The 18,212-nt window shown below is 67.3% G+C and carries 20 protein-coding genes; 12 read left to right on the top strand and 8 right to left on the bottom strand.

Features of this window, described 5'->3' with window-relative positions:
- Positions 1 to 11: 11 nt before the first annotated feature.
- Genes QEG70_RS09570 through cysQ form a run of 4 tightly spaced genes read right to left on the bottom strand, consistent with a single transcriptional unit; the run spans position 12 to position 3,932 of the window.
- The gene (locus QEG70_RS09570; protein WP_308720442.1) at positions 12 to 1,469 is read right to left on the bottom strand and encodes an FAD-binding oxidoreductase; all 1,458 of its coding nucleotides are present in this window, start codon (positions 1,467 to 1,469) and stop codon (positions 12 to 14) included.
- The gene (locus QEG70_RS09575) at positions 1,466 to 2,119 is read right to left on the bottom strand and encodes a hypothetical protein (protein ID WP_308720443.1); all 654 of its coding nucleotides are present in this window, start codon (positions 2,117 to 2,119) and stop codon (positions 1,466 to 1,468) included. Before QEG70_RS09575 ends, QEG70_RS09570 begins: the two co-directional genes overlap by 4 nt.
- 38 nt (positions 2,120 to 2,157) lie before the next feature.
- Positions 2,158 to 3,135: an L-threonylcarbamoyladenylate synthase gene (locus tag QEG70_RS09580; RefSeq protein WP_308720444.1), complete on the bottom strand. Its 978-nt coding sequence runs from the start codon at positions 3,133 to 3,135 to the stop codon at positions 2,158 to 2,160.
- Positions 3,136 to 3,146: 11 nt separating this feature from the next.
- Positions 3,147 to 3,932 (bottom strand): 3'(2'),5'-bisphosphate nucleotidase CysQ, encoded by a 786-nt coding sequence (cysQ, locus tag QEG70_RS09585; RefSeq protein WP_308720445.1) that lies wholly within the window; start codon positions 3,930 to 3,932, stop codon positions 3,147 to 3,149.
- Positions 3,933 to 4,062: 130 nt separating this feature from the next.
- Here cysQ and QEG70_RS09590 point away from each other — a divergent pair, with 130 nt between their 5' ends.
- From QEG70_RS09590 to QEG70_RS09600, 3 genes are read left to right on the top strand one after another with little or no spacing between them, the layout of a single operon-like run.
- Positions 4,063 to 5,532 (top strand): leucyl aminopeptidase, encoded by a 1,470-nt coding sequence (locus QEG70_RS09590; protein WP_308720446.1) that lies wholly within the window; start codon positions 4,063 to 4,065, stop codon positions 5,530 to 5,532.
- Positions 5,533 to 5,574: 42 nt separating this feature from the next.
- The gene (locus QEG70_RS09595) at positions 5,575 to 6,021 is read left to right on the top strand and encodes a DNA polymerase III subunit chi (RefSeq protein WP_308720447.1); all 447 of its coding nucleotides are present in this window, start codon (positions 5,575 to 5,577) and stop codon (positions 6,019 to 6,021) included.
- Positions 6,022 to 6,073: 52 nt separating this feature from the next.
- On the top strand, positions 6,074 to 6,925 hold the full coding sequence (locus tag QEG70_RS09600; RefSeq protein WP_308720448.1) for an aldo/keto reductase: 852 nt from the start codon (positions 6,074 to 6,076) through the stop codon (positions 6,923 to 6,925).
- A 635-nt stretch (positions 6,926 to 7,560) separates the two neighbouring features.
- Here the strand turns inward: QEG70_RS09600 and QEG70_RS09605 are convergent.
- Positions 7,561 to 7,767, bottom strand: a complete 207-nt coding sequence (locus QEG70_RS09605; protein WP_308720449.1) for a hypothetical protein — start codon at positions 7,765 to 7,767, stop codon at positions 7,561 to 7,563.
- Positions 7,768 to 7,816: 49 nt separating this feature from the next.
- Here QEG70_RS09605 and QEG70_RS09610 point away from each other — a divergent pair, with 49 nt between their 5' ends.
- Genes QEG70_RS09610 through QEG70_RS09640 form a run of 7 tightly spaced genes read left to right on the top strand, consistent with a single transcriptional unit; the run spans position 7,817 to position 14,202 of the window.
- Complete coding sequence (locus QEG70_RS09610) at positions 7,817 to 7,957, top strand: hypothetical protein (protein WP_308720450.1); 141 nt, start codon at positions 7,817 to 7,819, stop codon at positions 7,955 to 7,957.
- Positions 7,944 to 9,791, top strand: coding sequence for a proton-conducting transporter transmembrane domain-containing protein (locus tag QEG70_RS09615; RefSeq protein ID WP_308720451.1), 1,848 nt, complete (start codon positions 7,944 to 7,946; stop codon positions 9,789 to 9,791). The genes QEG70_RS09610 and QEG70_RS09615 overlap by 14 nt, the downstream gene beginning before the upstream one ends.
- A gap of 2 nt (positions 9,792 to 9,793) precedes the next feature.
- Entirely contained in the window at positions 9,794 to 10,762 is a 969-nt protein-coding gene (locus QEG70_RS09620; protein WP_308720452.1) for a hypothetical protein, read from the top strand.
- 2 nt (positions 10,763 to 10,764) lie between these two features.
- On the top strand, positions 10,765 to 11,310 hold the full coding sequence (locus QEG70_RS09625) for a hypothetical protein (protein WP_308720453.1): 546 nt from the start codon (positions 10,765 to 10,767) through the stop codon (positions 11,308 to 11,310).
- Positions 11,307 to 12,362, top strand: a complete 1,056-nt coding sequence (locus tag QEG70_RS09630; protein ID WP_308720454.1) for a hypothetical protein — start codon at positions 11,307 to 11,309, stop codon at positions 12,360 to 12,362. The genes QEG70_RS09625 and QEG70_RS09630 overlap by 4 nt, the downstream gene beginning before the upstream one ends.
- Positions 12,359 to 13,759 carry an NADH-quinone oxidoreductase gene (locus QEG70_RS09635; RefSeq protein WP_308720455.1) on the top strand — a complete coding sequence of 467 codons (1,401 nt, stop codon included), beginning with the start codon at positions 12,359 to 12,361 and terminating at the stop codon, positions 13,757 to 13,759. The genes QEG70_RS09630 and QEG70_RS09635 overlap by 4 nt, the downstream gene beginning before the upstream one ends.
- Positions 13,759 to 14,202: an NADH-quinone oxidoreductase subunit B family protein gene (locus QEG70_RS09640; RefSeq protein ID WP_308720456.1), complete on the top strand. Its 444-nt coding sequence runs from the start codon at positions 13,759 to 13,761 to the stop codon at positions 14,200 to 14,202. Before QEG70_RS09635 ends, QEG70_RS09640 begins: the two co-directional genes overlap by 1 nt.
- Before the next feature lie 75 nt (positions 14,203 to 14,277).
- Here the strand turns inward: QEG70_RS09640 and QEG70_RS09645 are convergent, their stop codons facing one another.
- The 3 genes from QEG70_RS09645 to QEG70_RS09655 are packed head-to-tail and all read right to left on the bottom strand — an operon-like array spanning position 14,278 to position 16,615.
- Positions 14,278 to 15,144 carry a CDP-alcohol phosphatidyltransferase family protein gene (locus QEG70_RS09645; RefSeq protein WP_308720457.1) on the bottom strand — a complete coding sequence of 289 codons (867 nt, stop codon included), beginning with the start codon at positions 15,142 to 15,144 and terminating at the stop codon, positions 14,278 to 14,280.
- A gap of 6 nt (positions 15,145 to 15,150) precedes the next feature.
- Entirely contained in the window at positions 15,151 to 15,828 is a 678-nt protein-coding gene (locus tag QEG70_RS09650) for a phosphatidylserine decarboxylase (RefSeq protein ID WP_308720458.1), read from the bottom strand.
- Positions 15,829 to 15,862: 34 nt separating this feature from the next.
- Complete coding sequence (locus tag QEG70_RS09655; protein ID WP_308720459.1) at positions 15,863 to 16,615, bottom strand: methyltransferase domain-containing protein; 753 nt, start codon at positions 16,613 to 16,615, stop codon at positions 15,863 to 15,865.
- 91 nt (positions 16,616 to 16,706) lie between these two features.
- Between QEG70_RS09655 and gloB the strand changes: the two genes are divergently transcribed.
- Both gloB and phaR read left to right on the top strand, forming a co-directional pair.
- Entirely contained in the window at positions 16,707 to 17,438 is a 732-nt protein-coding gene (gene gloB, locus QEG70_RS09660; RefSeq protein ID WP_308720460.1) for a hydroxyacylglutathione hydrolase, read from the top strand.
- Between the two features lie 227 nt (positions 17,439 to 17,665).
- Entirely contained in the window at positions 17,666 to 18,202 is a 537-nt protein-coding gene (phaR, locus tag QEG70_RS09665) for a polyhydroxyalkanoate synthesis repressor PhaR (protein WP_308720461.1), read from the top strand.
- Positions 18,203 to 18,212: the final 10 nt, after the last annotated feature.

Consider the following 18,212-nt stretch of genomic DNA (forward strand, 5'->3'; position numbering starts at 1 on the left):
AGGGCGTGGGCTCATGCGCCCGGTTGCGCGGGTGGCAGGACCTTGCCGGGGTTCATGAGGTTTTTGGGGTCGAGGGCGGCCTTGATGTGGCGCATGGCCGCAAGCTCCGCGCCGCCGCGCCAGGCGGGCATCATGTAGGGCTTGAGCTGCCCCACTCCATGCTCGGCCGAGAAGGAGCCATCAAGATCCTTCACGATATCGGCCACCGTATCCATGATGTCATGGCTGCAGGCGAGGAAGGCGGCGGGGTCCATGCCCTCGGGCTGGACAAGGTTGAAGTGGATGTTGCCATCGCCCATGTGGCCAAAGGGAGCGGGGCGGATGCCCGGTATCAGCGCCTCGCACGCCGCTGTTGCGCGGCGGATCAGTTCCGGTACGTGCGTGACCGGTACCGACACGTCGTTCTTCACGCTCGCGCCTGCGCGGCGCTGGGCCTCGGCGTGTTCCTCGCGCAGCTTCCACAGCCCCGCGCGCTGGCCCTCGCTCTCGGCAATCACGGCATCGGTGATGATGCCTTCCTCAAGGGCCTCGCCCAGCACTTCCTCGGTGTATTCGCGCAGGTCGGCATCGGGGCGGGGGGTGGCGAGTTCAACCAGCACATAGGCGGGCGCGCGCTCGCCAAGCGGCACGGTGGTGCCCGCGATCAGGCTGGTCACGAGGTCCATGCCGGTGCCGGACATGAACTCGAACGCCTGCACCAGGGCCGGGTCGCGCGCGCGCAGCAGGCCAAGCAGCTTCAGCGCCGCATCGGCGTCATCCACCGCGCACAGTGCGGCCTCGATGGCGCGGGGCTGCGGATGGAGCTGGATGATGGCGGTGGTGATGATGCCCAGCGTGCCTTCCGAGCCGATGAGCAACTGGCGCAGCGCGTAGCCGGTATTGTCCTTGCGCAGGCGGCGCAGGCCATGGAACACGCTGCCATCGGGCATGACCGCCTCGACGCCCAGCGTGAGTTCACGCGCATTGCCATAGCGCAGCGTGTTGTTGCCGCCTGCATTGGTGGCCAGCACGCCGCCCATCTGGGCCGACCCTTCCGATGAGATGGAAAGCGGCAGCATGAAGCCTGCCTCGCGGGCTGCGTCCTGTGCTGCCTTCAGCGTAACACCTGCCTCGACCTCCATGGTCAGGTCGGCGGGGTCGATGGCGCGCACGCGGTTCATGCGCGACAGGCAGATCACCACCTCGCGCCCGCTCCCGTCGGGCGTTGCGCCGCCGACCATGCTGGTATTGCCGCCCTGGGGCACCATGGGCACGTCATGCTCGTTGCACAGGCGCACGATGGCGGCGAGTTCCGCCGTATTGGCGGGGCGCAGCACGGCCAGCGCGCGGCCATGGTACAGGTCGCGCCAGTCAGTGCAGAAACTGGCGGTGTCCGTCGCATCCACCAGCACGCCAACCGGGCCGAGCAGATCGGTAAAGCGCGCGATCAGGTCAGGGCGCGCAGGCGCGGGCGAGGGGGATACGGTCATGACAGCATGTGTCCTGTATGGGAGGGGAAGGAGGAGGGCACGAGCCATGCCTGCCCATGGTGGCGCACCGGCGGGTAGGTGGCGCTGGCCTGCGCCGGGCTGGGCTGGGCCAGCAGGTGAAAGGCCTCGGTCAGCGCGAAGCCGGTCAGCGCGCCCACCGCGGCGGCCACGATCAGGCCCGATGAGCGGCGGGCAGGCGGCCGGGCGGTGTTCTGCGCGGCGGACAGGGCGGCCTGCGTCTCGGCGCGGGCCTGCTGGGTCTGGCGCAACTCTGCGGTCAGCGCATCGTTGCGGGCAAGGGAGGCGCGCAGTTCAACCCGCGTGTCGCGCAGCGTCGCATCGAGCGTGCGGATGCTTTCCGCCATCTCGGCAATGCGGGCGTGCGACTCCTCGATTTCTTTCTTGGCGGCAGCACTCGCCTTGGTGGCGCGCGGGGCGCGGGGCTTGGGGGCTGCCTTGGGCGGCGGGTTGGGCGCGATGGCGGTGAACAGGTTCTTGAGCGCGCCGCCCGTGACCTGATTCTTGCCCGCGCGCGCGCGGATGGCCGCCAGCGCTGTTTCCGACTGGCCAGCGTTTTCATCCAGCACAAGGGCGAGAATATCCGAAAGGATTCTCAGCTCCCTGGGGTCGATTGTCTGTGTATCGCTCATGTCAGCTGCACCAGGGTCGGATCATGCGGTTGAAGTCATTACGAACGCGGACAGGCCGCACGGGTCAGCCGGTCGCGGATGGCCCGCCCCAGCGCATGCCGGGGCACGGGCTGCACGGCAATCCCGACCAGCCCCCGGCGCTGCCCCTCCATATCAAGAAACCGCAGCCCCGCGAAGAGGCGCGCTGCTGCTTCGTGCAAATCACCGCTTTCGCTCAGGTTCCACACAAGCGGGCTTCCCGCAAGCGGCGCGCCAAAGGCCAGCAGCGCCTCATCCGCGCCCACGCTGGTGGCGTCAAGCCGCACGGGCAGGCCGGGCGCGTAATGCGATGAAAGCTGGCCGGGGGCGGAAGGGCGGGTGTCATTGCTGGCGGCGTCTGGCAGGGCCACGGGCATGCCGCAGGCTTCCTCCAGCGCTTCAAGCGTGATGCCGCCGGGGCGCAGCAGCACGGGCACGGGGCCTGTGAGGTCGATGATCGTGCTCTCCACCCCCACGGGGCAGGGGCCGCAATCGAGCACCGCGTCAATCCGGCCCGCAAGCCCCGCCATGACATGCTGCGCATCTGACGGGCTGACCCTGCCCGAAGGATTGGCCGAAGGCGCCACGACGGGACAGCCGCATGCTTCCAGCAATGCCAGCGTGGTAGCGCCTGCGGGCACCCGCACGGCGGCAGTGCTTAACCCCGCCGTGGCGATGGATGAAATGCCGCAGCCGGGTGCCTGGGGCAGCACCATGGTCAGCGGGCCGGGCCAGAACCGCGCGGCCAGTACGCGGGCCAGTTCCGTTGCCGCGACCTGCGCGAAGGCGGCCTGCGCGCTGGCGAAGTGGCTGATGAGCGGGTTGCGCCCCGGCCTGCCCTTGGCAGCATAGATGGCGGCCACGGCCCGGTCATTGCCCGCATCCGCGCCGAGGCCATAGACCGTCTCGGTGCCAAAGGCCACAAGCCCGCCTGCGCGCAGGATAGCACTTGCGGTCTCGATCCCGGCGGGGGTGTCAGGGAGCAGGCGGGTTTGCATACGGGCCGGACCTACCGCGCCCCACGGCACACGAAGTGCGGGTTGCGCCATTCCGGCTTGCCATAGGCCAGTGGCCTGCCATCGGAGGTGAGGATGGCGCCACCGGCGGCCTCGACCACGGCCTGCGGGGCGGCGGTGTCCCACTCCATGGTGGTGCCGAGGCGGGGGTAGAGATCGGCCAGCCCTTCCGCCACGCGGATGAACTTGGCCGCCGAGCCGATATTGCCCAGATGGGCAACGGGGTGGCCGCCCAGGAATTCCTTCAGCCGCGGGTCATCGGCATAATGGCGCGAGGCCAGCACGGTCAGCCCCTCAGCCGGGGGCTTGCGGACATGGATGGCCTGCTCGCCCTGCGCATCAATGCGGAAGGCCCCGCGCCCGGCACCCGCGCCATAAAGCTGGTGGTAGGCGGGCAGGGCCACGGCGCCGAGCACCGGGCGGTTGTGGCGGACCAGGCCGATATTGACGGTAAAATCATCGCGGCCGGCAGCAAATTCCCGCGTGCCATCAAGCGGGTCAACCAGCCAGAACTCGCTGCCGGGATCAATGCGGATGCCCGCGGCCATTTCCTCCTCCGCCACGACGGGAATGGCAGGCGCATGGGCGCGCAGGCCCTTGAGGATATGCGCTTCCGCCGCGTGGTCGGCCTCGGTTACGGGGGAACTGTCGGTCTTGACCTTGGTGGAGAAGCCGCGCGCGCGGATGGCGCGGATCAGCTCGGCTGCTTCATCGGCAAGGCGCAGGGCCAGATCCAGAAGGAATCTGTCCTCATAAGCTGGCATGGATGGCGTATTCATGCTGTTCGCATTAGCTTACTCGTGCCGCGCCGTCATGCCTTTATCGGCCCTGATGGCGCCCGGCGGCGAAAAACCGGTCCTTTCGCGCCGTTCATCCACCATTTAACCAAAGCGGAGCTCCGTGACCCCCATGCTCGATATTGCCTTTTCCGATGCCACGGCGCCTGCCGGCGGCACGATCGCCATCCTTGCGCCCTCCGGCACGGCACCCGCTGGCCTGTTTGCCCAGGTCGATGCTGCCACCGGCGGGGCGCTGGCGCGTGCCGCCAAGGCAGCCCGCTTTGGCTTCGAACTTGCCAAGACCTGCGTGGTGCTGGCGCCCGGCGCAGGCTATGACCGCGTGATCCTTGTCGGGCTGGGCGCCATGAGCGAACTGTGCGCAACCGGGGCCGAACGCGCGGGCGTTGCCGCCGCGCGCGCCTTGGCGCAGGGTGGCGAGCAGGGCACGATCGTGGCCGACAGCCTGACACCCGGTTTTGCCGCCCATGCAGCACTTGGCGCCGTGCTGGGCAGCTACCGCTTCGATTCGTATCGCACCACCCCGCGCAAGGGCGAGGCAGGCAAGCTGACAACGGTGAGCGTGCTGGCAGCCGACCCGGCGGCCGCACAGGCGGCATGGCAGCCGCTGCTGGCCGTGGCGCGGGGCGTGTTCCTGTGCCGTGACCTTGTATCCGAGCCTGCCAACATGCTGCGCCCGCCCGAATTCGAGCAGCGCATCCTCGCCCTGCGCGACCTTGGCGTGGAAGTGGAGGTGCTCGACCGCGACGCCATGCACAAGCTGGGCTTTGGCGCGCTGCTGGGCGTGGCCCAGGGCAGCGATGCGCCGCCCCGCACGGTCATCATGCGCTGGAATGGCGGCACGCAGGGCGAAGCCCCGGTGGCTTTCGTTGGCAAGGGTGTGACGTTTGATTCCGGTGGCATCTCGATCAAGCCCGCCGCCGGCATGGACGAGATGAAGACCGACATGGGCGGTGCTGCCGCCGTGGTCGGCACCATGGCGGCCCTGGCCGGTCGCAAGGCGAAGGTCAACGCTGTGGGCGTGGTGGGCCTTGTGGAGAACATGCTGTCCGGCAACGCCCAGCGCCCCGGTGACGTGGTGCGCACGGCGGCGGGCCAGACGGTGGAAGTGCTCAACACCGATGCCGAAGGCCGCCTCGTGCTGGCCGATGTGCTGTGGTACACGCAGGACCGCTTCAAGCCGCGCTTCATGGTCAACCTCGCAACCCTCACCGGTGCGATCGTGGTCAGCCTTGGCGTGGAACGCGCGGGCCTGTTCTCGAACAATGATGAACTGGCAGGCCACTTGTCCGGCACCGGCGAGGCCACGGGCGAGAAACTGTGGCGCATGCCGCTGGATGCCGCCTACCTCGAACTGCTGCGCTCGGACATTGCCGACCTCAAGAACATCGGCGGCCGCCCCGGCGGGTCGATTACGGCAGCCAAGTTCCTTGAATGCTTTGTCAATGACGTGCCCTGGGCGCATCTCGACATTGCGGGCACGGTGTTTTCCTCCCGCGCCACGTCGCACGCGCCCAAAGGGGCGACCGGCTTTGGCGTGCGCCTGCTCGACCGCCTGGTCAGCACGCATTACGAGGGGTAATGCCTGCCCCGCGTGGCAGGATAGGGCAGGACAGGGAACTCCATGGCGCAGATTGGCTTCTATCACCTGACGCGTTCCAAGGCGGTGGAAGTGCTGCCCGCGCTGCTTGGCCGCACGCTTGCGGCGGGCAGGCGCGCGGTCATCCGCTGTGGCACGGCCGAGCGGGTGACCGAACTCGATGACGGGCTGTGGCGTTCCGCCAACCCGCTGTGGCTGCCCCATGGCACCAAGGCCATGGGGCATGGGGAATGGCAGCCCATCTGGCTGACGGAGGGGGAGGACGTGCCCAATGGCGCGACCTTCGCCTTCCTGCTCGATGGGGTGGAACTGCCCGATCTTTCCCCGTTCGAGCGGGTGTTCGACCTGTTCGATGGCCATGACGAGGCCGCCGTGGCAGGCGCCCGCGCCCGGTGGGTGGCGTGGCGCGAGGCCGGGCATGAACTGAGCTACTGGCAACAGCAGCCAAAAGGCTGGGCGCGTCGCAAATAGGCACCAGCGCGTGGGGCAGGCCCGCGCGGCATGGACGAAAGGCAGGTTGCGTATGAAAACGGTCACTTTCCCCAACGGCACCACTGTCCCGGCCCTTGGCATGGGCACATGGAACATGGGGGACAGCGACAGTCGCCGCGCGGATGAAATAAAAAGCATCCATGCCGGGCTTGAAGCCGGTATCCGCGTGGTCGACACCGCCGAGATGTATGGCTCCGGCCGATCGGAAAAACTGGTGGGCGAGGCGATACGCGGGCGGCGTGATGATGTGTTTCTGGTCAGCAAGGTGCTGCCCTCGAACGCCTCGCGCAAGGGTGTGCGCCGCGCGTGCGAGGCCTCGCTCAAACGGCTGGGCACCGAATATCTCGACCTGTACCTGCTGCACTGGGAGGGCAGCGAGCCGCTGGAAGAGACCATTGCAGGCTTTGATGATCTGGTTGAAGCAGACCTGATCCGGGCCTGGGGCGTATCCAATTTCGATACCGACGCCATGCGCGAGGTAGAGAGTATTACCGCCACCACGCCGTGTGCCGCCAATCAGGTGCTGTACAGCCTCGACTACCGTGGCGCGGAATTCGACCTTCTGGCGCGTGACCATGAAGCGGGCATCGTGACCATGGCCTATTCGCCACTGGGGCAGGGCGGCGACCTGCTGCGTGCACCGGTGCTCGCGCGGGTGGCGGCAAGGCACACCACATCGCTCGGCCCGGCCAGTCCCGCCCAGATCGCGCTGGCCTGGGTGCTGCGGCAGGACAACGTGCTGGCCATACCCAAGGCAGGCAGCCCGAAGCACCAGCATGAAAATTTTGCCGCAACCGAAATTACCTTGACGCGCGATGACCTGGCCGAGATCGACGCCGCCATTGCCCCGCCGCGCCGCAAGGAACCGCTGGCCATGATCTGACGGGCCTGCCGGTCTGGTTGAATGAAAACGCCGCCTTTATTTTAATCAAAGGCGGCACCCGGCAGCTTCCGTTTATGATCCCGCCCGCGCAGGCAGGATGCGGATGTTCAGTTTCTCAGTTCCACAACCTCCCATTATCTTTTTGTCATCCTGCTTGAGCTGTTCGGGTGTGGGTGTGTCGTCACCGCAGGCGGACGGGGCGAGCAGGGGCAGCGGCACGGGTGGCCTGTCGTGTCCCTGCGGCCCGGATGTTTTACTTTAAAATTACAGGTCGTCCTTTGTATTGTTGGCGCCTGCGTATTTTTTTACTGTCTGATTTAATTGCGATTCTACGTCGTCTATATCATCTTTAAAAATCTTTTCGTCTGTCAGGCACTCGCTCGCTCAATGAGTCCATGGCTTCTTCATCAGGGTTATGTTTTGGTTTTTCAGCAACAAACCTTACATAAAAGCAGATATCGCCATGTTCCTTACCGTCTGGCGGATTACGTACATCACACTCGTTATTATCGGATGCTGATTTTACGATGTTACCATTTCCGTGCAAATGGATGAATTGATATATCGAAGGGGAATTATATAGCGGAGAGGCATGGTATCTTGCGCTTATATTATCTCCGTATTTTTAATTTATTTCAGAAATGATGGTGCTTGCGCATGGTGATACAAGGGTATCGCCATAAGCCATGCAGAACAACATTTGGATATGGCTTCGGTGCCTCGATGGTATGCTGAAGCGGGACAAGTGGCATATCTTGTGCAAAAGCAGGCGATGCGCACGCAGCCGCCGCCGTGATGGCAACGGAAGAACCAAATTCCATCATTACAATATCAGATGTCATGTTTTTCGATACTTAAATGCAACATTTTGCTGAAGGTCGACAATATTTGATGTGCAGGTTTTGGCCGACATATGGCGCGCGTCGCGCGGTTGTCCGTCATGCGCTGCTGCCGGATCAGGCCTTCATCGTGGCACGCGGCCCGGAGTGCGACCGGCCCTATCTTGACGTGCGCGGATATGGCGCGGATTGATGAAGCCATCGGCACCGTAACACCCAATGGAGCGGGCCATGACCTGCCCGGTTGCCCGGGCGCATGCGGGAGGGCTGTCATCATTCCTGTCATCGTGCTTGCGGCCCTGCTGGCGGCAGCCCTGCTCACGGCCCTGCTGGCCTGCGTGCCAGGGCAGGCGGCCCGGATGCGGCCCATGCTTGTCGCCTGCTGGCTGGGGGTAAGCCTGCTGCAGGGCATGGCGCTTGCGGGGGGCAGGCTGCCCGGCGGGCTGGTGGCGTGGCCGGGCGTTTTTGCCGCGCGGCCTGATCTGGCCCTGCTGCTGCCGCTTGGCCTTGTTGGCGCGGCGGCCCGTAGCCTGCGCGACCTTGCGGCCTGTGTGGCGGCGGCGGTTGCAGTTGCAGGCGCGCCAGTTCTGGCCTGCATGGGGGCAGGCTGGGCGCTGCTGGCGCGCGGCGAGGCGTCACGCCACGGGCCGGAGCGCATCGCCCTGCTTTTACTGGCGGCGGGTTGCGTCTTTCCCACGCAGGCGGGGTGGCTGCTGCCGGGGCTGTGCGCGGTGGGCACGGGGGGGCTGCTGGGGCTTTCGCTTTCGCTGCGGGTGGCCCCGCGTGGCCTGCGGCCTTTCCACATGGCCGATATCGCCGCGATGATTGCCGCCATGAGCCTGTGGGCGCGCCTGCCTGCGGGCACGGCGGTGTCCGACATGCGCTGGGGCGGCCTGCTGATCGTGGCGGGGTGCCTGTTTTACATGACCGCTTCGTGGCGGGCGCTGCGCGCGCCTGATGCGCGCCGGGTCCTGACCGGGCTGGCAGGGGGCACGGGGGCCATCATCATCATGCTCGCAGGCCTCATGCTGCTGGCGCGGGCCGATGACCTGCCGGGCATGGCCAGTTGTGCTCAGCGCACCTACCTGCTGGTGGCGGGGCTGCTGCTCGCTGGCATGCTGGCCGCCCGGGTGCTTGATGTGATGGAGCGCGAGGCAGGCGTGCTCTCGCTGCTCCGGTTGGGTGGGCTTGGGGTGCTCATGCCGCGCCTGTCCGCGCTGTTTGCGCTTGCGCTGCTGGCCGAAAGCGGGCTGCCGCCGCTGCTGGGGTTCTCCATTATCTGGATGCTGCTGCGCCTGCTGGCCTCCATGCCGCATGCGGGCGGGTTGGCGGGCGAGGTGCCGCTGCTGGGGGCGCTGGCCGTGCTGGGCGTGGGCTGGGCGGTGCGCCTGCTCGCCCTTGTGCGTATTGTGGCGGTCATGCTGTGCGGCAGGCCGCGCACGCCACGCGGCGCGGGGGCGGCTGACCCGCCCGTGCGCGCGCAATGGGGTGTGCTGGTGGCGGGGCTGCCGGTCATGCTGGTTTCCATCTGGCCCGGTTGCTGGCTGGCGTTGATGCAGGGTGCGGCCCCACAGGCGGCTGGCACATGGACGGACCTTGCCGCGGTTGCCCTGACATCGCCAGATGGGGGTGCCGCCCTGCATCCGGCCCGCCTGTGCCTGTTTGTCGCCTTGGCAGGGGCAGTGGTGGCGGTTGTGCGGCGGCTGGCCTGCCGCACGCCCACGCGGCAGGTGGCGGGGTGGCAGCAGGGCGCGCCCGTGGTGCCACCATGGATGGTGTTTGGTGATCCGCTCACGCAGGTCGGGCCGGGCAACCCCGCGCGCATGCTGCTCGACATGGCCGTGGCGGGAGCAACGCGGCGGCATGCCATGCGTGATTATGCCCGTGGCCTGCGGCTGGCGCGCAGGCTCGCGCGGGCTGGCGCAGGTCGGGTGGCTGGCGCATGGCACGGGCGGCGGGTGCCGGGGCAGGTGGTGCTGGTGGTGGCCTGCGTGGGGGCGCTCATGTTCATTGCATGGCAGGGATAGGGATGGTGGCACCGTTCCTTGCGGCACGCATGCAGGCGCTGTTACTGGCGGGCTGGCATATGGCGCTGGTTGCGCTGATGGCGCCGGTCTGGATCGCCCTGCTGCGCTGGATGGCGACCTGCATGCAGGGCGAACGCCACCCGCCCGCGCCGCTGGCACACTGGCGCGTGCTGCGCCATGCCTGGCGGCAGGCGGGGGTGCGTTCGGCGGCAGGCGCGCAGGTTACGGCAGTGGCCCCGTGGCTGGGGCTTGCGGCGGCGCTGGCCGCGGCAGGGCTGGTGCCGTCATTTTGCATCGGCCTGCCCGGCAGCGACCTGTCGGACCTGCTGATCGTGGGCGGGTTGCTGGAGATGGCGTTTCTGGCCCTTGTGGTCACGGCCCTTGCGGCAGGGCTGGCCCGCCCCGGCCATGCGGGGCTGAAGGCGGCGTGCATCGGCATCATGATCCAGCCCGTGCTGCTGCTGGTGTGCGTGGTGCTGGGGCTGTGCCTGCCCGATGGCACGCTGGCGGGGCTGGTGCGGCAGGCGCATGTGGCGGATATGAACGTGGTGCGCGTGCCGCTTGCGCTGGTGGCGGCCGCACTGGTGCTGGCGGGGGTGGAGGAAAGCGATGGCGCGGCATTACGCCTGTTTGCCACCATGCTGGAGGACTTGGCAGGCCCCGACCGCGCGGTGGCGCTGTATGCGCGTGACCTGCTGGCGGTGGTGTGGATGATGGTGGCGCGTGATCTGGTCTGGCCTGAAGGGATCGTGGAACCCGATCTCGTGGCCCGCTCATGGCGGGGCGTATCGCTGCTGGGGGCGATGGGGCTGTGGGCTGCGCATATGCTGCTGGCATGCGGGTGTGTGGCGGGGCTGCGGGTGTTCGTGGTCTCGGCAGGCAGGCAGCATGCGGGCTGGCGGGCGGGCTTGGCCCTGTTATGCGCGCTGATGGCCGGGGTGCTGCTGTTCGCGGGCCGGGGGGCGGATTGAGCATGCTGGTGCTGTTGCTGGGCATGATGGTGATCGTGTCGCTTTCGGGCTCCGGGGGGCGGGGCGGGGGGCTTGCCTGGCATGCGGGCCTGGCTGCGGCATGCGTGTGGCTGTGGCAATGGGGGCAGGGCAGTGTGGGGCTGTCATGCCTGCTGGCGGTGGCGCAGGCAGGGCTGGTCGGGCTGCTGGGGCTGCAGATGCTGTACGGGCAGGCAGGCCCGCGTGAGCGCAGTGGCCTGCGTCTTGCCGGTGGGCTGGTCTGCGTTGCGGTGCTGGCGCAGGTGATCGTGCCGGGCATGCCCGGCGGCATGACGGCGCGACTCATGGGGCTGGCCGGATTATCCGCCATTCTGTGTGGCGTGTGGGGCGCATGCATTGCCCGTGCCGCCGCCGCCCTGTGCGCGGGGCTGGCCTGCGGGCTTGATGGCGTCATGCTGCTGGCGGGGCTGGCCAATAATCCGCAGGTCATGACGGAAACACTCGTTGCGGTCGCGGCCCTGAACCTCATGCTGCTGCGCGCGGCCCGCTCTGGCGGGGCGGCACCATGATGTCTCCAGCGCTTTTCATCAGTCTGGTGGTGGGCTGGATGGTGCTGGCGGCCATGGCCCTTCTGGCAACCGACGGGCCAAAGTCCTTGCGGGGCCTGCTGGCCGTGCTGCTCCTGGGGCTGTGCGCGGTGGGCTGCCAGTCTGCCCACCCTATGGCGCAGGCGCTGATGCTGGCCTGCCCGGCACTGGCGTTGTGCGTGCGCGTTTTCATGCCCGAGGCTACGGCGCACGATGAAGGGCGCATGGCGGGGCCTGAGCCTTTCATCCTGTCAGCCGGTGCGACGCTGGCGATGGCATGCGGGCGGTGCGACCTGCTGGTCATGTTCATCGGGCTGGGGCTGGGCCTGCATCTGGTTTTGGGCAGGCAGGGCGACTGGACCGCGCTGCGCGTGGGGCTGGGGGGGCTGGTCATGGCGCAGGGCGGGCTGTTCGTGCTGCAGGCCGGGTGGGGCGCGCGGCAGGAACAGGCCGGTGCCGTGCTGCTGGCTGGCGGGCTGCTGCTGGCGTGTGGCGTGCTGTCAGGCAAGCGGCAGCCGCTGGGTGGGCAGATGGCGCTGCTGGCCACCATGCCGGTGCTGGCACAGGCGGCGATCATGTCGCCTGCCCTGCGCGCAGCACTGACCTTTCTGGGCTGCGTGTGCCTGCTGTGGTCGCTCCTGCCCCGGTCCCGCGCCCACGCCGATGGCATGGACTGGTCGGGCTGGGTGGTGCTGGCCGCAGGGCTGCCGCCTGCCACGGCATCCGTGCCGCTGGCGGCCTGCCTGCTGGCATTGGCCTGTGGTGGCGGGGTGCGGTGCATGGCGGGGCCTTGCAGCCTGTTATGGCCGCCTTTTCTGCCGGGGGTGGCGCTGGCGCTGATGCTGCTGGCCGAGATGGGGGCCATGCCGGGGGTGGCCCTGCTGGCCGGGGCCTGCCTGTGGCCTGTATTCACCACCACGGCCCACGGCGCGACAGAACCCGCCCCGGTTGCACGGGCGCGCGCGGCGGTGGCGCTGGTACTGGGCTGCATGGTGTTGGCACTGGCCCTGCATGGCGGGATGGTGCTGGCATGAGCGAGGGGATCGTGGCCCTTATCCGTCAGGGTGCCCCCACGCCCTGCGCCGGGCGCTTCGTGCTGGAGGCCGAGGCGTGGCAGGCCATGATCGCGGGGTTGAGTGCGGCTGACCTGCCCCTGCTGGGGCTATGGTCTGATGGCGTGCAGGTGCATGCCCTGTTCCACCATGACCCGATGCCGCTGGTTGCGAGTGTCGTGGTATCATCCGGGGGCTATCCCGCCCTGTCGCCCGTGCGTGTGGGGGCACGGGCGCCAGAGCGCATTATCCATGATCTGTGGGGCATTCCGGCTATTCGCGGCAGGTGCGATCCGTGGCTGGATCAGGGGCGATGGCCGGTGGCCTCCCCTCTGGCGGCCCATCCCGCGCCCACGCCCGGCCTGCCGGAGGGGCGGGAGTTCATTGATGATGCAGCAGTGCGGCAGGCAGGCGGCACGGTGCTGGGTTATGGCCCGGCGGAAGGCAATTTCCGTGCCCCGTTTCATCTGCGGCTCGGCCTGCCCGGCGCGCGCATCGAGGCGGTGCAGCCCTGCATGGGCTACGCGCATCGGGGGGTGGCTGCGCGCCTGCGGGGGCTTGCGCCACAGCAGGCGGCACGGCTGGTCGCCCGGATTGATGCGCCTGCAACCGTGGCGCACCAGCTTGCCTTTGCCCGTGCCCTGCACAACGCTACCGGCACCGTCATGCCCGCGCAGGACGTGGCGGCAGGCGTGATGCTGGGGGCTATGGAACGGATTGCCACCCATCTGGATGTGCTGGCGCAGGCCAGCGCGATCGTGGGTGATGGACGCAGCGCTACCCTGGCCGCCAGCATGCTGGAGCAGATGCGGCAGATATGCCGGAACATATGCGGGCGGCGCCTGCTGTTTGATGTCATTCCGCCCGCAGCGGCTTTTTTGATGAACGTGGATGGCACGCAACTGGCCACGCTGGCAGCGCAGCACGCGCTCCTGCACCGGCTGTTCTGGCGGCCCCGTGGCCTTGCGGCGCAGGCCCGTGGCAAGGGCGTGCTGTCAGCCACAATGGCTGCCCGCCTGGGCATCATGGGCTGTAATGCGCGGGCGGCGCAAAAAGGGCAGGGCGATGTGACCGACCGGCTTGAGGCCCGTCTGGGCGAGATCGGGGCCAGCCTGTCCCTGCTTGCCGCCCCGCCCGAAAGCGCTGTCATGGAGGTTGAAGGTGGAGGAGGGGAAGGTCTGGGCTGGGCCGAAGGCCCGGCAGGCCCGGTCTGGCACTGGCTGCGCCTTGAGGCAGGGCATGTCGCGGCATGGTGGTGTGGTGAGCCGTCACTGGCGCAGGTGCAGGCATTGCCCGCAATCCTGTCGGGCGCGGCTTATGAGGATGTGGACCTGATTGTGGTCTCGCTGGGCCTGTCAGCCACCGGGGCGGACCTGTAATGGCGCAACTCCACATGTTCTGGCCCGATGGCACGGCGTTGCCAAGGCTTGAGGCGCTGGACATCTTTCATATCGAAAGCGGCGGCTGCACGGGCTGCGCGCTTGAACTGGCCAGCCTGTCACGCGCCCTGCTGGCGGGCAATCACCCCATCCGCTTCGTGCCCACGCCCCGGCAGGCGGGCATGCTGCTGCTGACCGGCAGCCTGACGGTGGGCATGGCGCCCGTGGTCGAACTGGCCTGGCAGGCCATGCCCGGCCCGCGCGTGCTGGCCGTGGTGGGAGACTGTGCGGTGGATGGCGGCCTGTTTGGCGGCAATTACGCCGTGCTGGGCGGTGTGGGCGTGCGGGCGCGCAGCAACGTGTCGCTGCCCGGATGCCCGCCCGCGCCGGATGAAATCCTGGCCGCCCTGGTGCGCTGGCAGGCTGCTGAAGGTAAAAGATAAAAGTTTTTGGTGAAGCTTTTTCAAAAAGCTTCAGGAAGCGCCGCGCTTTGTGAAAAAGGTGGCACCTTGCCCGTATCAATCCGGGCTGTGGGGCGCGGGCTCGTCATTTTCCTGCAAATCTTCTGCCGCGCGGCGCAGGCGGTGAAAGCTGCGCCGGCTGATGGGCAGGAGCAGCAGGTAGATCACGCCCGCCGCAGCCAGTGCCCCCCATGGCTCGGCAATCATGATGGCGGCATAGGCCCCAGTGCCCAGCATGGTGGGCAGGATGAGCGGCGATGGCACCTTGAAGTTCTTGAACGACCACACCGGCAGGGTGGAAACCAGCAGGAAAGCCGTGCCGCTGAGTGTCAGCGCAGGCATGAGCGGGTCGCGGGTGAGGTCATACAGCCAGTCAATGTGCAGGCGCTGTGCCTCCAGCCCCAGAAAGAGCGGAAACAGCGCAAGCCCCGCACCGGCAGGCGCGGGCACGCCGGTAAAGAAACTGGCGGCGTATTTGGGCTGGTTGGCGTCATCATCAAGGCTGGCGTTGAAGCGGGCAAGCCGCAGCGCCATGCACACCGTGAACATGATGCACGGAATGTAGCCAAACCGCCCCCCTTCATGCAGCGCCCACAGGTACAGCACGAAGGCGGGTGCCACCCCGAAGCACAGGAAGTCGGACAGGCTGTCGAACTCCGCGCCAAAGCGGCTGGTGCCGCGCAGAAGCCGCGCGATACGGCCATCAAGCCCGTCGATGCACGCGGCAATCAGGAGGGCCGTGGCCGCGCCACCAAACCGTCCCTCCAGCCCGAATCGCATGCCCGTCAGCCCCGCGCACAGGCCAAGCATGGTCATGAGGTTGGGGATCATCCGGTTGAACGACAGGCCCCGCACGCGGGGGCGCTGGCGTTTTTTCAGCCTGCGGATGCGGCGTGACCGGGCGGCGGGGGGAGGAACTGCCATAATCGCTTAAAGCCGCGCCATCACGGTCTCGCCGCCGATCATGGTCTGGCCCACCTCGACAAGCGGGGCCACGTCGGCGGGCAGGTACAGGTCGGTGCGTGAGCCAAAGCGGATCAGGCCAAAGCGTTCGCCGGTTTCATATTGCATGCCTTCCTCCGCATCGCACAGGATGCGGCGCGCGATCAGCCCCGCAATCTGCACCACGGCAAGCTGCCGCCCGTCCTTGAGCGTAAGGCGCAGGGCATTGCGCTCATTGAGCTCCGATGCCTTGTCGAGGCTGGCATTGAGGAACTGCCCCGCATGATACGACACGCGCGTGACCGTGCCCGCAATCGGCATGCGGTTCACATGCACGTCAAGCACCGACAGGAAGGTGGCAATGCGCCACACCGGGGCATCGCCCATGTCGAGTTCCGGCGGCGGCGCCACTTTCTCGATCGAGACGATGTGCCCATCCGCCGGGGCCACGGCCACATTGGCTTCGGCCGGGGTGATGCGCTCGGGGTCACGGAAGAAATACAGGCAGAACCCGAAAAACAGGCCACTGGCCGTACCAAGCAGTTTTGTCGCCCGCCACGGCAGCAGCCGCCCGATCACGGCACCCGCGCCGGAGGCAAGCAGGAAGGGGCGCGCAGCCGGGTGCGGCGGGGCAAGGACAAGCTTGAGGGATTGAATTAGCGACATGGGACAATGTTCATGGAGATTCCCGCAAAATTGGTCAAGTATCCTGCGCGTTTCCACCCCGCTGGCGGTGGGTGAGGCTGCGCGAAAACAGCCGCGCGGGCCGCAGTCGCAGCCCCGCCGGCATGATCGTGGCCGGGCGGGTGGGCACACCCGCATAAATGTCCTTCACCGCCTCGATCATGCATACGCCGCCGAGCCGGGGGAAGAGGGTGCGCCCCGTCCATTCCGCCATGGTGGCGGGGCCGGTGGGGCACGGACCGGCCGGGGGAATGTAGAGCGCATCCTCATGGCGCTCGGCGCGGAAGCAGGCATTGGCCAGCCAGCGATTGATCTGGCGGCGCGAGAAGGGCGTGCCCTGCCCGAAGGGGGAATTGTCCGTATGCGCCCACAGCCCGGCCCGGTTGGGCACGATGAGCAGCAGCACGCCATCATCCTTGAGAATTTTCCAGACCTGGCGCAGCAGGGTGTTCTTGTCCTCGCTGGTTTCAAGTGCGTGGATCATCAGGATACGGTCGAATTTCAGGTCATCGAAGGGCAGGCTGTCGCCTCGCACCACGCAGTCGCGCCCCTGCCACGGCCCGCCCTCGCGCGTGACTGGCATGTCGAGCCTGGCTGAAAAGCAGGGCTGTCCGGGCCGGTCCCATAGCGGCAGGAAGGGCAGGGCATAGCCAAGCCCGAGCATGTGGCCACGCGCGCCCTGCGGCCAGAATCCGGCCATGCGCTGGCCAAGCAGCCGGGCGGCCATCTGGCCCCGGCGGGAAGCATAAAAGCTTGCGGCGGTGTGCATGTTGGCGCCCATGGGTGTTACACTAACAGGCTGCCAGCACTCATGCCATGCTCATGGTGTGGCGGGGGCAAGGTTACATGAAGGGACAGTCATGACACGGAAACTCTTGATCGAGGCGATTCCCATCCTGTCGGACAATTACGCCTGGTTTGTGCATGATGGCCCCTCAGGCCCCGCCGCCATGGTCGACCCCGCCGAGGAGGCGCCGCTTGTCGCCGCCATTGATGCAGCAGGCGGGCGGCTGGACATGATCTTCCTCACCCACCACCATGCCGACCATATTGCCGCAGCCGAGGCCCTGCGCCAGCGTTATGGCGCGCGGGTCGTGGGGGCGGCGGTGGATGCAGGCCGCCTGCCACCGCTCGATATCGCGGTGCGCGATGGCGATGTGGTGGCGTTTGGCGCGCAGCAGGTGCAGGTGATCGCAACACCGGGCCATACATCGGGCGAGGTGTCGTATTATTTCCCCACCGGGCCTGCGCTGTTCTGTGGTGATACGCTGTTCAGCATGGGCTGCGGGCGTCTGTTCGAGGGCACGCCTGCCGATATGTTTGCCTCGCTGCGCCGCATTGATGCCCTGCCTGGCCAGACGCTGCTGTGCTGCGGGCATGAATATACGCAGTCAAACGCGCGTTTCGCCCTGCATGTTGATCCGGACAACCCCGCCGTGCAGGCACGCGCCGCCGAGGTGGCCAGCCTGCGGGCGCGTGGCCTGCCCACCCTGCCGGTGCGCCTTGATGTGGAGCGGGCGACCAATCCCTTCCTGCGCGCGCCGGATGTGGCGACGCTGGGCCGGTTGCGAAAAGAAAAGGACAGCTTCTGACATAATACGTCATGAACACGCCGCCGGGTGCGAAACGCCAGCACGTGGCCCTCTGGCGGTGCAGGACAGGCTGTTTTACCGGAGGGAAAAATGAAGGTTTAATGACACGGCTCATGGTCGGGGCGCGGGTTATGCCCTAAAGGGAAGGAGCACGCCTCACGCCAGGGCGTCCGCGCGGGGCGTTCGGGCTTTTCGGCCCGGTCCCGCGCCATGTGAAAGGAAGGCATGTGTCGGTCTCTTCTGCTCCCGTCGTCATCAAGAAATATGCCAACCGGCGGCTGTACGATACCGAACTGTCGGCATACATCACGCTTGAGAACCTGATGGACATGGTCAAGCTCGACCGTGCCTTCGTCATTCTCGATGCCCGCACCGGCGATGACATTACCCGTGGCGTGCTCGCCCAGGTCATGCTTGAGGAGGAAACGCGCGGCCGCGCCATGCTGCCGGTCGCCTTCCTGCGCCAGCTCATCCGCTGTTATGGCGACAGCAGGCAGGGCGAGGTGTCGGACTATCTCGAGCGCATGATGGGCGAGTTCATGGACCGCCAGACCCCGGATGCAACGGGCGACGGGCTTGAGGCGCTTGGCCAGGAGCAGGCCGCCGTGGTGCGGCAGGCCATGTCACTGTTCACCTCGCTTTACGCGGTGGAGCGCGCGGGCAACCGTACGGTGGAGAACCTGTTGCAGGAAATCATGGACCTGCGCCAGCAGGTGGAAACACTGCAGGGCCAGCTTGCACGCCCGCCGCGCGCGGCTGACTGAAGGGCGCCCT

The sequence above is a fragment of the Komagataeibacter xylinus genome, from assembly GCF_031081985.1.
In the GTDB taxonomy this organism is placed as follows: Bacteria; Pseudomonadota; Alphaproteobacteria; order Acetobacterales; family Acetobacteraceae; genus Komagataeibacter; species Komagataeibacter xylinus_E.